Source organism: Prevotella sp. P5-50, from assembly GCF_002251295.1.
GTDB lineage: Bacteria > Bacteroidota > Bacteroidia > Bacteroidales > Bacteroidaceae > Prevotella.
Genome location: NZ_NPJA01000033.1, coordinates 172,837 through 186,311, shown reverse-complemented (window position 1 = coordinate 186,311; position 13,475 = coordinate 172,837). Strand labels below are relative to the sequence as shown.

Genomic DNA, 13,475 nt, shown 5'->3' with positions numbered 1-13,475 from the left:
GTACTATGCCAATAGACGTTTTCCTCGTGCTAAGCCATATCCTCTACCCAGCAGTACTGCTGTCTTCTTCTTGGCAGCCTTTGCGGGAGCTTTGGGGAAAGCCTTGTTGGCATGGAACACCCGTAGCGTCTCGATGATGGCAGGGTCGTCTGCATTGAGATATTTCAGCCATGCTTCTTCGTTCATCATGTTATAGATGATGCGGCTATTGATATAGCGTTCCAGAAGTTTGTGAGAGCGTTTAATCATCAGGTTGCGACGTTTCAGTCCGCTCTTGTCTGCAAAGGCAGCAAACTGTTCTACGGTATTCTGCTTGACGAGATATTTTGCCAATTCTTCTGATGTGGTAAACTCGTTGAGCTTTTGGCGGTTGTTGTCTGTGTAGTTATAGGCAAACTGCAGGATGAGTCCTGTCATGGATGCTGCCTTATAATAAGAGGTGTATGCGGTAGTATCTTCTGCAATAAAGATGTCGGGCGTGATTCCACCACCACCGTAAACCACTCGACCGATGCGTGTAGTATAGGCACGTCCTGAATGTTTGATGCTGTCTTGTGAGAAGAACTCACCGTGTTTGTATCTTGCCAGCATGTCATCTTCGTAGTCGCTATTGTCGCCTGCCACGTATGGCTTCTGGATGCAACGACCTGACGGGGTGTAATAGCGAGCAATGGTAAGTCGGACCATGGAACCGTCTGAGAATGGGATAGGTTGTTGTACCAGTCCCTTACCGAATGAGCGTCTGCCTATGATTGTACCACGGTCATTATCTTGTATGGCACCGGCAAGAATCTCGCTGGCAGAGGCCGATCCTTCGTCGATGAGTATTACGAGTGGAATGTGCTGATAACTACCGCGGCCATCGCTTCTGAACTCCTTGCGTGGTGATTTGCGTCCTTCCATATAGGTGATGAGTCGGCCCTTGGGCATAAATTCGTTGGCAATCTGTACGGCAGATTCCAGATAGCCGCCAGTATTTCCACGCAGGTCAATGGTCAGGTTCTCAAATCCCTGTTGGGAGAGCTGTGCCAGTGCGATGAGCAGTTCTGCATAGGTGTTCTCGCCGAAGTTCTTGATACGTATGTAGCCTGTCTTATCGTTGAGCATATAGGTGGCAGTCACGCTCTTGGTAGGAATCTCTCCTCGTGTGACAACGATGTTGCGTATCTTCTTTTCGCCATAGCGCAGGATACCGAGTTTTACTTTCGTATCTTTTGGGCCTTTCAGTCTGTGCATGGCTTCTTCGTTGGTCAGGGTTTTCCCTGTGAAGGGTTTGCCATCTACCATCACAATCTTGTCGCCTGCAATGACGCCAGCTCTTTCTGCCGGTCCGTTGCCAATGACTTGTTGAACATGCAGGGTGTCCTGTCGGATGGTGAACTCTACACCGATACCAGAGAATGAGCCTTTTAGGTCATCGTTGGTTATCTGCATGTCTTTTGCTGAGATATAGATGGAGTGGGGGTCGAGTTCTGCCAGAATCTGAGGCAAGGCTTTCTCCACCAAATCGTTGACGTCAACGGAATCTACATATTGTGCGTCGATGATTCGCAACAGGTTGTTGAGCTTGTTGCTGCTGGAGTTGATGATGCTCAGACGGTTGCCTGAGAAGTGGTTGGCATAGAATGTGCCTATGAGAATACCGACAATGACGCTGAGCGCCATGAGAAGCGGTAGGAATCGGTTAGTCTTTTTCTCTTTCATCTTATTCGTTGGGATTGAGGTATGTTGTTTCTATTCCGGCGCGTTCCAATAGGTCTATACCGTCTGTCAGGCGGTATTTTTCACCATAGACCACGCGGCGTATGCCTGCCTGGATGATGAGTTTAGCACACTCGATACATGGTGAGGCTGTGATATAGATGGTGGCACCGTCGGAATTGTTTGACGACCGTGCCAGTTTGGTAATGGCATTGGCTTCGGCATGGAGCACATAAGGCTTGGTGACGTTGTTGTCATCTTCGCAGACATTCTCAAATCCGCTTGGCGTTCCATTATAGCCGTCGCTGATGATCATACCTTCTTTCACCACGAGTGCGCCTACCTGCCTGCGTTGGCAGTAGGAGTTCTCGGCCCAGATGCCTGCCATCCTCAGATAGCGGAGGTCAAGCTTTCTTTGTTTCTCGTTTGATTCCATTTCTTTTCAGTAATGCGTCGATGGTGGGTTCTCCCTTACGGAAGCGTTTATAGAGTGTCATGGGGTGTTCTGTTCCACCTTTTGACAGAATATTATCTCGGAAGCTTTGTGCGGTCTGCTTATCGAAAATGCCATGCTTTTTGAATACGGCGAAGGCGTCTGCATCGAGTACTTCTGCCCATTTATAACTATAGTATCCGGCGGCGTAACCTCCTGCCATGATGTGTGAGAACTGTACTGTCATGCAGGTGTCTGGCAGTTGGGTGCCGATAATGGCTTTCTTCCATGCTTTTTTCTCGAACGACAGAATATCGTCGTCAAAGGGCTTGCGCTGTGTGTAGTATGCCATGTCGAGCAATCCGAACGATACTTGTCGCAGACATCCCGATGCTGCCATGAAGTTCCGGCTTTTCTTGATGCGTCGGATGAGTTCGTCGGGCATTGGTTCGCCGGTCTTGTAGTGGAATGCGAAGGTGCTGAGGAAGTCTTTCTCTACTGCATAATTCTCCATGAACTGTGAAGGCAGTTCTACAAAGTCCCACCACACATTGGTACCAGACAGGCTTTCGAAGCGAGTGTTGGCAAACATGCCGTGGAGCGAGTGCCCAAATTCGTGGAGGAAGGTTTCTACCTCGCCCAGGGTGAGCAAGGCAGGTTTCTCATCTGTGGGCTTGGTGAGGTTCATCACCACACTGACATGTGGACGTACGTTCTCGCCCTTTCGTGTGATCCATTGTCCTTGGTATTCGGTCATCCATGCGCCACCCTGCTTGCCTTTGCGGGGATGGAAATCTGCATAGAATACGGCGAGATAGCTTCCGTCGTTATCAAACACCTCGTAGGCTTTTACGTCTGGATGATAGACGGGAATGTCTTTGTTTTCGCGGAAAGTGATGCCGTAGAGTTTATTAGCGAGTCCGAATACACCTTCTATCACTTTTGAGAGTTCAAAATAGGGGCGCAACATCTCGGCGTCGAGGTTGTAGCGCTTCATCTGCAACTTATGTGAATAGAATCCGGAATCCCATGGCATCATTTTTTCTACATCCTTATGTGCCATTTTGATGAGTTCGTCGCGCTCTTTGATGGCTGTCGGGCGGTAAGCATCAATCAAGTCGTCAAGCAGTCGATATACGTTTCTCACGTTGGATGCCATGCGGTGTTTCAATACATAGTCTGCATAGGTTTTGAATCCCAGCAGTTGGGCTATTTCGCGACGCAGGTTAACAAGGCGTTTGCAAATGTCTATATTGTTTTCGCTGTTGTTGTGGGTGCACACGGTATTACGCTCCATATACATCTGTTTGCGCAGGTCGCGTTGTGTGGAATAGGTCATGAACGGTGAGTAGGATGGAAAGTCGAGGGTAAATACCCATCCCTCTTTTCCCATTTCCTTGGCCGTTTGTGCGGCAGCCTCCCGTGCGGTATCGGGTAGTCCGTCGAGCTGTTGCTCATCGGTGATATGGAGTGTGAAGGCTTTATTCTCTTTCAGCAGGTTTTGTGAAAACTGCAAAGAGAGCATAGAAGCCTCTTCTGTGAGTTTGCGCAGACGTTCCTTGCCTTGTTCGTCGAGTAGTGCACCACTCCGTACAAACCCGTCATAACAGTCGTCAAGCAAACGCTGCTCCTCATCGGTGAGACGTCTGTGGTGCAGATGCACTTGACGGATGCGCTCAAAGAGGCGTGGGTTGAGTCGCACGTCGTTGGAGTGTTGTGTCAGAATAGGTTGCAACTTTTGTGCCAACGCATCCATCTCGTCGTTGGTTTCAGCCGACATCAGATTGAAAAATACAGCAGAGACACGTCCCAACAGGTCGTAGTAGCCCTCTTTGTCTTCATCGCTGGTGACGATGGTGTTGTCGAAAGTGGGCTTCTCTGGATTATTGATGATTTTGTCAATCTGCTCGTTGTCACGGCGTATTCCTTCCATGAATGCCTCTTCGTAGTCTTCAAGTCTGATTTTATCGAAGGGCACAGTGTCGTGTGGAGTATTGTAGGGTACTAAAAATGGATTCTGATGTTCACTCATACTAACGTTAATTTATCAAGGTGCAAAGATACGAAATATGTAGCATACAACGAAAGAAAACGCGTTAATTGAAATTAAAATATACTACAAATTATCGTGTCTGGCTGTCTTGACAATTTTTTGTGGTTGATAAGCGGGAGTATCATACGCTTCAAAATGCCCTTCACAAGACTTATCCATGTAGAAATCTATTGGCGTTTTTCCAATATCAAATACAGTATTTTTCCTTCGGGATGTGTTCGGGATGTGTTCGGGATGCTTTCTGTTTATAATCAGCTTTCTGCCTATATAGTATTTCCCATGTGAGTCCCATGTGAGTCCCATGTAAGTCCCAATATTTTGCTTGATTATGGGAGCTTGTTGGGAGACATTTCCTTGATAAAACGTTTTTATGTTATCATGATGCCGTTAGGCTTCTTACCAACCTTCTGTTGTAAACTGTCGTTATGATGATGTATTTTTGTTTCAAAGGTCATTCCCTTCTGTAGCGGTCGTGTTCCACATCAGAAGTCTTTCTATCAAGGGAATGACGATGCGCCCTCGATGAAGGGAGAGTAGGTTTTCCGTTTGCATTTGGTTGAGCGTTTGTGAGATGTCGCGCACTCTGGCGTCAATCATTTCTGCCAACTGTCGCATGAGGATATGGAACGTTTTGGGGCCTGCGGGGTATTGACATTGTGAGAAGAAATAGCGAATGAGTCGTTCGCGAAGATCTTTTGGCGCCGATTGACGTGTTCGGTTGTCGTACCTCTGGCAGGTGGTGGCAAGCAGATTGACATAGTTGAGGCGGAACACCAGTTGTGTTTCCATCAGCAGACGCACTTCTGCTTTGTCGATGGTAAGGATATTGGTGTCGGTCAGCGTGGAGTAGGTGTGTTGGTAGTGTTGTTCCACACCATAGAGTCGTTCGGGTTCAAGCACATAGGGGGCAGATAGTTGTTCGATAACCCGACAGGGGCGTGGACCGGAAAAGTGTTCTGACTGCAATTGCCCGTTGATGAGAAACACCAATTGTTCGCATCGGCTTCCAGCAGTCCATAGTGTTTTCTCTGCGGGATATTTATGGAATCCGATACGTGTGTGTGCCACAACCTCCATGAGTTCCGAATGGCTCATGCCTTGGAACAGGGGAAATTGTAACAGTTTATCGTAGAGGTGTATGGCGGGCATGTTGCTTAGGGTAGTTGCTCTATTTTGTTTTTCATCTCAGGTGAGTACCATACAGCAATTTTTCCCTTTTCGTCTGTATAGATGAAGTAGGCCATCAGCTGTTTTTCCTTTTCCAGTATCTGCTTGGCCCCTTCCATCCCCATCACCATAAATGCTGTGGCATAGGCATCCGCTTCAGCACAGGTGTTGGCAAGGACGGTAGCCGACAACAGACTATGCTGTACGGGATATCCCGTCTTTGGGTCGATGGTGTGTGCATATTTTCTGCCGCCTTTGTAATAGAAGTTGCGGTAGTTGCCGCTGGTGGCCATGGCAATATCGCTCAAGTTGAGGATTGTTTGGTATTCGTTGTTGTAGAGCAAAGAGTCTTCCGTTGGTTTTACCACCCCGATGCGCCATGGTGCTCTTCGTGCGCTGACACCACGTGTGGCAATCTCGCCACCTATCTCTACCGTGAAGTTGTTCACGCCTTTTTTCTTCAACAGTCTTGCCACGGCATCCACTCCGTAGCCTTTGGCAATGGCAGAGCAGTCGAGCATCAGTCGAGGGTCGGCTTTTTTCACTTTCATGTGGTCGATAGAAACCTTTCTGTAGCCTATGAACTGCAGGATGGAATCTACTTGATGGCGGGTGGGCATGTTTCCACTTTTGAAGCCGAACCCCCATGCGTTGACCAGTGGCGCTACGGTGATGTCGAATGCTCCTTCGGTGTTTTCTGATATGGTTTGTGCCAGATTGAATACTTCAAGAAACATGTTGTTGACCTTCATGTCCTTGTTGTTGTTGACATTGGAAATGATGGAGCTTTTGTTGAACATCGACAGGGCTGCGTCAACTTTGTTGAGTTCTGCAAGTATTTCCTTTTCGTAGTCTTGATCCGACTGGTAGGTGATGCTGTAAGTAGTGCCGAATATAAAACCTTTGTTGGTGAGGTAGGGCACGTTTTGCTGTTGCCGAATAATCAGCACGGTGCCGATGATGAGTACGGCGAGGAATGGTATTTGCCAAATCAGGCGTTTCTTGTTTTTTGCAGACATGGTTTCAGGGATAGTTTGTGTTGTTTTAAATGTCGATAATCACGTTGAAATTAGCGGCAATACGTGTGTCGCCATAGGTACCGAAACCAGGAATATACCAGGTTTGTCCTGCTGTTCCGTCGTTGTGGGCTATGCGTCGTTTGTAGCGCACATTCCATCCCAGATGGATGGGACCGCTGATTTTAGCATCAATGCCGAATACTGCTTCCAGCCAATGTTGCGAACATTGCATGTCTTGGATGTCAACGATATTACTTCCTTGCCATACGGGGTCGTCCATTTCGCCTCGCATTATATCTACTTTATAAGAGGTGAAAGCATAGCGGAAACCGCCATACAGACGATTGGGACCATGTTTTTTCTTCAGCAGATTCCAGTCCATACCGATGCGGAAGTAGGGTGCTCCGGTTTTGTAGGTAATGCCCGTCACCTCATCGTTCTCGTGGTTGGCTTTACCGTAACCCACCTCTACGATGGGAAACCATTGGTCGTGGAGATTCAGTCGGAATGCTCCTTCGTATTCGCCATGGTCGCTGAGTGCCAACATGGCAGGGCCAACGAGGTCGAAGGAAACGGCAAATCCCCTGAACATCGGTATCGAGTCTTCCGGTATGATGATGTTTTTCTGTTGAGCCCTACCGTTGCCGGTGGCTGCCACAATCAGCAGAAGACTAATAGCGATCCTTGAGATATAAGTGGAAATGTTCTTTCGATGCGTCATAGTTGACTTGGGAATTGTTGATGGATAACGAGTCGATGATGTGGTGTGTTGACTTCACCGACAGGATAGTATGAAAGTAGGAAATCTGGCAATCTACCGATTCGAAATGTGGTTGGTTGCTCTTTTCCACCCAGATCGTGTCGCGATAGGTATTGCCCATCGTGTCGAGGAGTGTCATGTGGAGTGTATCGACGGGGTTGATGTAACTGATGTCGAGGTCGAACGTAGTTACTCCGGTGATGCGGTTCTGTAGTATTGTGTCGCGTCCGTCGGCGCGTCTGCTGCAGATGGATAGGGTATCTACCTTCAGAGTGTCGGCTGTTCCGTTGGCTTTCTTCAGACTATAGACCGTATATACACGGTTCTGTACCGGACAGTCGATAGACGAGCAACCTGCGATAGCCAGTAGAGTAGCGACCAGCAGACAGGGTAGCCAGTAGAGGCTGCCTTGCTTACAGTATTTCAGAATATTGTGTTGCTTCTGTTGCATGGTTTTACGCTTGCTCAATTTTTATTTCTTCTTCTATCTGATAGTCGTTTCTTCCTGCACTGTTACGGCTGATGAGGTCGCCCAGGAATCCAGCCAAGAACAGTTGTGTACCAATCATCATCATCGTCAGAGCGATGTAGAAGAATGGTGAGTCGGTAACCAATCGCATGGGAATGTGGCAATAGAGTGCCCAGAGTTTCTCGGCTCCGATAATGAAGGCTGATATGAATCCTATCATGAAGACGAGTGTGCCCAAGAAACCGAATACGTGCATCGGCTTTTTGCCGAATGTTCCAAGAAACCAAAGGGTCATCAAGTCAAGGTAACCGTTGACGAAACGATTCCATCCCATAAACTTCGATTTGCCGTACTGGCGTTTCTGGTGGTGTACTACTTTCTCACCTATCTTGTCGAAACCGGCATTTTTTGCCAGATAGGGAATGAAACGGTGCATCTCGCCGAACACCTCTATGTTCTTTACCACATCACGGCGGTAGGCTTTCAGCCCACAGTTGAAATCGTGAAGGTTCTTAATGCCGCTCACCTTGCGTGCCGTGGCATTGAAGAGTTTGGTGGGGATAGTTTTTGAAAGTGGGTCGTGGCGCTTCTGTTTGTAACCGCTCACCAGGTCATAGTGCTCGTCCATTATCATATGGTAGAGTCCTGGAATCTCGTCGGGCGAGTCTTGCAAGTCAGCGTCCATCGTAATGACAACATCGCCTTGGGCAGCCTTGAAACCGCAATAGAGTGCGGGACTCTTACCGTAGTTGCGGCGGAATTTGATGCCTTTCACGTGTTGTGATTTAGAAGCCAGTTCGCAGATTACGTCCCAACTGCGGTCTGTAGAACCGTCGTTGACGAAGATAATCTCGTAACTGAAATTGTTGGCCACCATCACGCGGTCTATCCATGCGTGGAGTTCAGGTAGCGACTCGTCTTCATTATATAAGGGTATAACTACGGAAATATCCATTTTTTCTATTCTTTTATGTTGGTATGTATATAGTGTTCTATTGTTTTTTGCGCATAAACAGAGCAATGGGCAGTCCCCAGAAGAAACCTGAGAGAATGACCGACGACAGCACGTTGAGGGCATAATCGATAGGTCGCAGTTCGCTCAATATGCGCAAACTGTCGTTCATTTCTTGGTCAACGCCGTAGAGCTTCATGGCTTGTTGGCTTTCAGGAGATTGCAGGATGTCTGTAAACTGGCTTATCAGATAGCCATTGTCAAGATAGGCAAAGTATATGAAAGTAGCAGCCGTCAGTAGCAAACCGCCATAGAAAAAGGTGAGGATGCTATAGGCGTAGCCCAGTCCAAACGATAGCCTTCCTTGACGGCCGTAGTCGCGATAGTGGCGCAGACGGCTGGCTACGAAAAAAGGTGTAGCCGCAATGGTCATCAAAGCGACAAACGAGAGGAGCGGTTGCGTCATTCCTATTATATAGCAAGCGAACGCCCCAATCATAACGAGCGAAAGCAATGCGCCATCTTGGCGAGCAAACGCTTTCAGTTGTACGTATTCCTGTGGTGTCATCAATATTCGAATATCGTTTGCAAAGGTAGTGCAAACCGAGCGAAATACAAAGAAAAACCTCGTTTTTCTTTTATTTCCGAGGTGCCGACTACCTTGGGGCTGTCAAGCCCAGAGTAGTGCAAACCGAGCGAAATACAAAGAAAAAGCTCGTTTTTCTTTTATTTCCGAGGTGCCGCCTACCTTGGGGCTGTCAAGCCCAGAGTAGTGCAAACCGAGCGAAATACAAAGAAAAAGCCCGTTTTTCTTTTATTTCCGAACTGACGAACGAAGAAAGAGCAGCGTCAAGTTCTCTTGAACTCTGCCTTTCAAGGAGGAAGAAAACCTTTAGGTTAGGTGCCGTTAGTCTAAGACTGTAGGTTTGTGGTCGTGTGAATCATGCGAAATACAGGAGGGGCAACCGGTCTCTGTTTATTTCTGCTATACGGGCAACTATAGAGTCGTAAGTTGAAGATAAGTGGGGGAGAAACTTAGAAAAACGCTTAGAAAAGTGTTAAAAACGAAAAAACATCACGACTAATGCCTGTTATTTGGAAACTTTTTAGTACCTTTGCACCCGATTTCGCCCATTAGGGCAAAAATCAAACAATAAAAATGGGCAAGTCCTGTACGGCCAGCTCCCTCGGAATCCTCCAGGACGGGAACGTAGCAAAGGTACTTGGTTGTAGCGGCGCGATACAGACAGCTTGCCCACCCGCCTCTTTAGCTCAGTTGGCCAGAGCACGTGATTTGTAATCTCGGGGTCGTTGGTTCGAATCCGACAAGAGGCTCAAATGATGAACGGACTTCCATGCAAGGAGGTCCGTTTTGCTTTTCTTATATTGAAGTGTTCAAGCCACAACGGGTTCTCGTTTTATGATTACCATATTTTTACGCGCACACGCGAGAGTCTGCAAATGCTAACATCGAACACCATGATGTCGTAATTGACATACGATCACGGACTTAAGTGGTGTTAGATGACTATATCTTTACGTGCATCGAACATCTGTTAAATACTCGTTGCACATGGTGCAATCTCTGTGGGAAATCCAAGTAACAACGAGACTTTTGTCGTATGTATTTGGCTAAGAATGTACGTGGCGTTTTGCGGCAATTCTCTGCAATGTTCCAAAGATTTATTGCCAAACGTTTGAAAACATCCTTTCTAAACGTTTGAAAACATCCTTTCTAAACGTTTGAAAACGCCCTTGTCAACGTTGGATAATACTTTTATCAAACGTTGGATAATACCTTTATCAAACGTTGGATAATACTTTTATCAAATATTGGATAATACCTTTATCAAACGTTGGATAAAAATTTTATCAGGTATCGGCAATAGTCCTGATAAACATGGGCAAGATATTCTCTGGTGGTCGATGGTGGTCGAAGTGTGGTCGAAACACGTAAATAAAAAGTCATCGACCACCACTCAACACATTGAATGATAGTGTATTATGCTATAGCGGTGGTCGAGTGGTCGATTTTTTTTGAAAACTATATTTTTGCCGTTTAAGTTGTCGCGATTGTCATTACCGTTAAAGAGAAAAAGCGGAAAAATAGCTTGTCTAATCTATATCCACAACAGTAATGCCTGAACCGCCAAACTGCACATGCTCGTCTTTCGCACTCTTCACGTTGGGCACGGTATTTAGATACTGACGAATCAGTTGGCGAAGAACTCCCGTTCCTGTACCATGTAGGATTCTCACACGCGACATTCCCACCAGTATGGCATCGTCGATGAAGTGCATTACGGCATCAACGGCTTCGTCACCACGCATACCTCTTACGTCAATATCTTGATGGAAATTGTGTTTGCGGTCTTCTATGGTGCTACGAGTCATCTTTGAGGTTTGCACAACTAAGGCAGCGTGGGGAGTTTCGGCCTTGGGCGCTTCTTTCAGTTTGCCAGTAAGTTCCAATTGTTCCAGCTTCATCTTGGTCTTCATGTCGCCAAAGATGACAACGGCATTCTTGCCTGACAGGCTCTCCACCTTACCTACCGTATTCAGTCCTTTGATGCGGACATTGCTTCCCACGGTGATGGGAACTTCCTGTTTCGGTTTTCCTGCTGATGTAAATACAGGCGATGGCGTTGCTGTGGGATTGGCGGCCTGTTCTTTCTTTTCCTGTTTGCGCTTAGCCTTGCGTTCGCGACGTTCCAGAATCTGTCGCATTTTGCGCTCTATCAACTCATCCTTCTCGCGAGTGTCAATCTCCAATACCTGTTGCTTGAAGTCGTTCAACTCCTCACGAACCAGTCTGGTGCGCTCCTTTTCAGCTTGTGCCTCCTTGATTTCTCGGATAGCATTCTCTATTTTCTTATTGCTTTCGCGCAATAGTTCTTCGGCTTGCTCCTTGGCGCGACGCAGAATGGCTTTGCGCTCTTGTTCAATCTCTTCAATGTGGCTTTCGTATTTGGCAATGCGACCTTCCAACGATTTCTCATGCTGGTGGATGGTCTGGCGCTTGCCCTCCCAATAGCGTTTGTCGCGCACAATATCCTGTAGGTATTTATCGCTCTGGATGTATTCCGAACCAACGATATCGCTGGCATCGCTGATAACTTCTTCTGGAATACCCGTTTTGCGAGCAATCTCGATGGCAAACGAAGAACCGGGCTGACCGATTGACAACTGAAACAGCGCCTGCATCTGATGGCGATCGTAGAGCATGGCGCCATTGATCACTCCTTCATGGTCTTCATCAAAATGCTTCAAGTTCTGATAGTGAGTGGTAATCACACCGAATGCCTGCTTCTTCCAGAACTGTTTCAGTACGGCTTCGGCAATGGCTCCACCGATGGCTGGTTCGGTTCCACCGCCAAACTCGTCAATGAGCAATAGGGTGCGTTCGTTTGATTGACGCATCATATTCTTCATATTGAGCAAATGGCTGGAGTAGGTTGAGAGGTCGTCGGCAATGCTTTGTTCGTCACCAATATCAATCATGATGTCTTGGAATACACCCACCGTGGAACGTTCACTCAACGGAACTGACAGACCGCATTGCAGCATATACTGCAACAGTCCTACAGTTTTCAGACATACAGACTTACCACCGGCATTAGGACCGGAGATGATCAACAGTCGCTTGTCGCGTGTCAGAATGATGTCGAGCGGAACAACCTTCTTGTCTTGTCGGGCTAAAGAGCGTTGTAACAACGGATGAACGGCACGGATCCAGTCGAGATGAGGCTCCGACTGTACCTGAGGTTCAAAGGCATTCATCTCTTGGGCGAGTTCGGCTTTCGCACGTATCAGGTCTATCTGCGCCAGGAATTGGTATGAGTCGAGAATCTCCTGCACGTGAGGTCTTACCTCAGCAGTAAATACCGTAAGGATGCGGATAATCTCACGTCGTTCGGCTGCTTCCAGTTCGCGCACCTTGTTATTGGCTTCCACCACCTCTGTCGGTTCTATAAACACCGTCTTACCAGTAGCACTCTCATCGTGCACGATACCTTTGATGCGACGCTTCAGTCCCGGTGCTACGGGAATCACCAATCGTCCGTCGCGCATGGTAGGAGCCACGTCCTTATCTACCAGGCCATCGCGTTGTGCTGCATGTAATATAGTATATAAGGTACGCGATATTCCACCTTCGGTCTGAGCCAACTCATGGCGTATTCCTGCCAATGTCATAGAAGCAGAATCTTTGATTTTCCCGAATTTGTCGAGGATAGAGTCTATGCGACGAATCATAGCGGGGAAAGTCAGCACGTCTTCTGCCAATCGATGAAGGGCAGGGTAGGGATATTCCGGATTATCTTCGTCACCTTCATTCTTGTTGAGGAATGTCACAATCAGCGAGATGGTTTCCAATGACCGGCGCAGATCAAACAGTTCGTTCTCCTCCAGATGGGTATTTTCCAATCGGATGCGGGTTATCGACTGTCTGACATCAAAGAAATAGTTCAGGGGAAACGAATCCGTTTCCTGCTGCAATCGGCGGAATTCTCTCACCTGTTCCATCCATTCATTAATGGTGTCAGCATCATCAGTGAAGTCGATTTCATCGGCTTTCTCCTTGCCCAGAGTACTCAGACAATGGCCTTTCAACAGTGTGCGTATTTCGTCGAAACCTATCTTGGTTTCAAAGTTCTTCGGGTAAATCATGCCACAAAATTACTCATTTTTGCCCTATTTTGCAAAAAAGTTCTTGAAAAATTTGCATAATTCAAAAATTACCCGTACCTTTGCACTCGCTTTTCGACCAAGGAGAGATGGCAGAGTGGTCGAATGCACCGGTCTTGAAAACCGGCGTACTGAGAGGTACCGGGGGTTCGAATCCCTCTCTCTCCGCAAAACTCGCTGATTTTCAGCGAGTTTTTTTTTACACCCAATTAAACACCCAAAAATTAGGGTATCA

10 protein-coding genes and 2 tRNA genes are annotated in these 13,475 nt (G+C 47.3%); 2 read left to right on the top strand and 10 right to left on the bottom strand.

Annotated features, from left to right (window positions below):
* Nucleotides 1–3: 3 nt before the first annotated feature.
* From CIK88_RS07910 to CIK88_RS07870, 9 genes are all read right to left on the bottom strand, one after another.
* A complete protein-coding gene (locus CIK88_RS07910; RefSeq protein WP_094390629.1) occupies nucleotides 4–1,704 on the bottom strand; it encodes a S41 family peptidase in 1,701 nt (566 codons plus the stop codon).
* Between the two features lies 1 nt (nucleotide 1,705).
* Entirely contained in the window at nucleotides 1,706–2,137 is a 432-nt protein-coding gene (locus tag CIK88_RS07905) for a dCMP deaminase family protein (RefSeq protein ID WP_094390628.1), read from the bottom strand.
* Complete coding sequence (locus CIK88_RS07900) at nucleotides 2,106–4,166, bottom strand: M3 family metallopeptidase (RefSeq protein ID WP_094435681.1); 2,061 nt, start codon at nucleotides 4,164–4,166, stop codon at nucleotides 2,106–2,108. The genes CIK88_RS07905 and CIK88_RS07900 overlap by 32 nt, the downstream gene beginning before the upstream one ends.
* A 465-nt stretch (nucleotides 4,167–4,631) precedes the next feature.
* On the bottom strand, nucleotides 4,632–5,336 hold the full coding sequence (locus CIK88_RS07895) for a Crp/Fnr family transcriptional regulator (protein ID WP_094435679.1): 705 nt from the start codon (nucleotides 5,334–5,336) through the stop codon (nucleotides 4,632–4,634).
* A gap of 5 nt (nucleotides 5,337–5,341) precedes the next feature.
* The gene (locus CIK88_RS07890) at nucleotides 5,342–6,373 is read right to left on the bottom strand and encodes an FAD:protein FMN transferase (protein ID WP_094390625.1); all 1,032 of its coding nucleotides are present in this window, start codon (nucleotides 6,371–6,373) and stop codon (nucleotides 5,342–5,344) included.
* 25 nt (nucleotides 6,374–6,398) lie between these two features.
* On the bottom strand, nucleotides 6,399–7,094 hold the full coding sequence (locus tag CIK88_RS07885) for a DUF6048 family protein (protein WP_094435677.1): 696 nt from the start codon (nucleotides 7,092–7,094) through the stop codon (nucleotides 6,399–6,401).
* The gene (locus CIK88_RS07880; RefSeq protein ID WP_254046793.1) at nucleotides 7,045–7,584 is read right to left on the bottom strand and encodes a DUF6452 family protein; all 540 of its coding nucleotides are present in this window, start codon (nucleotides 7,582–7,584) and stop codon (nucleotides 7,045–7,047) included. Before CIK88_RS07880 ends, CIK88_RS07885 begins: the two co-directional genes overlap by 50 nt.
* A 4-nt stretch (nucleotides 7,585–7,588) precedes the next feature.
* Nucleotides 7,589–8,557 carry a glycosyltransferase family 2 protein gene (locus tag CIK88_RS07875; RefSeq protein ID WP_094390623.1) on the bottom strand — a complete coding sequence of 323 codons (969 nt, stop codon included), beginning with the start codon at nucleotides 8,555–8,557 and terminating at the stop codon, nucleotides 7,589–7,591.
* 37 nt (nucleotides 8,558–8,594) lie between these two features.
* On the bottom strand, nucleotides 8,595–9,122 hold the full coding sequence (locus CIK88_RS07870) for a DUF4199 domain-containing protein (protein WP_094435675.1): 528 nt from the start codon (nucleotides 9,120–9,122) through the stop codon (nucleotides 8,595–8,597).
* A 693-nt stretch (nucleotides 9,123–9,815) separates the two neighbouring features.
* Between CIK88_RS07870 and CIK88_RS07860 the strand changes: the two genes are divergently transcribed.
* A tRNA-Thr gene (locus CIK88_RS07860) sits at nucleotides 9,816–9,889 on the top strand.
* A gap of 780 nt (nucleotides 9,890–10,669) precedes the next feature.
* Here CIK88_RS07860 and CIK88_RS07855 read toward each other — a convergent pair.
* On the bottom strand, nucleotides 10,670–13,222 hold the full coding sequence (locus CIK88_RS07855) for an endonuclease MutS2 (RefSeq protein ID WP_094435672.1): 2,553 nt from the start codon (nucleotides 13,220–13,222) through the stop codon (nucleotides 10,670–10,672).
* 101 nt (nucleotides 13,223–13,323) lie between these two features.
* Here CIK88_RS07855 and CIK88_RS07850 point away from each other — a divergent pair.
* Nucleotides 13,324–13,408, top strand: a tRNA-Ser gene (locus CIK88_RS07850).
* The last annotated feature ends 67 nt before the right edge of the window (nucleotides 13,409–13,475 follow it).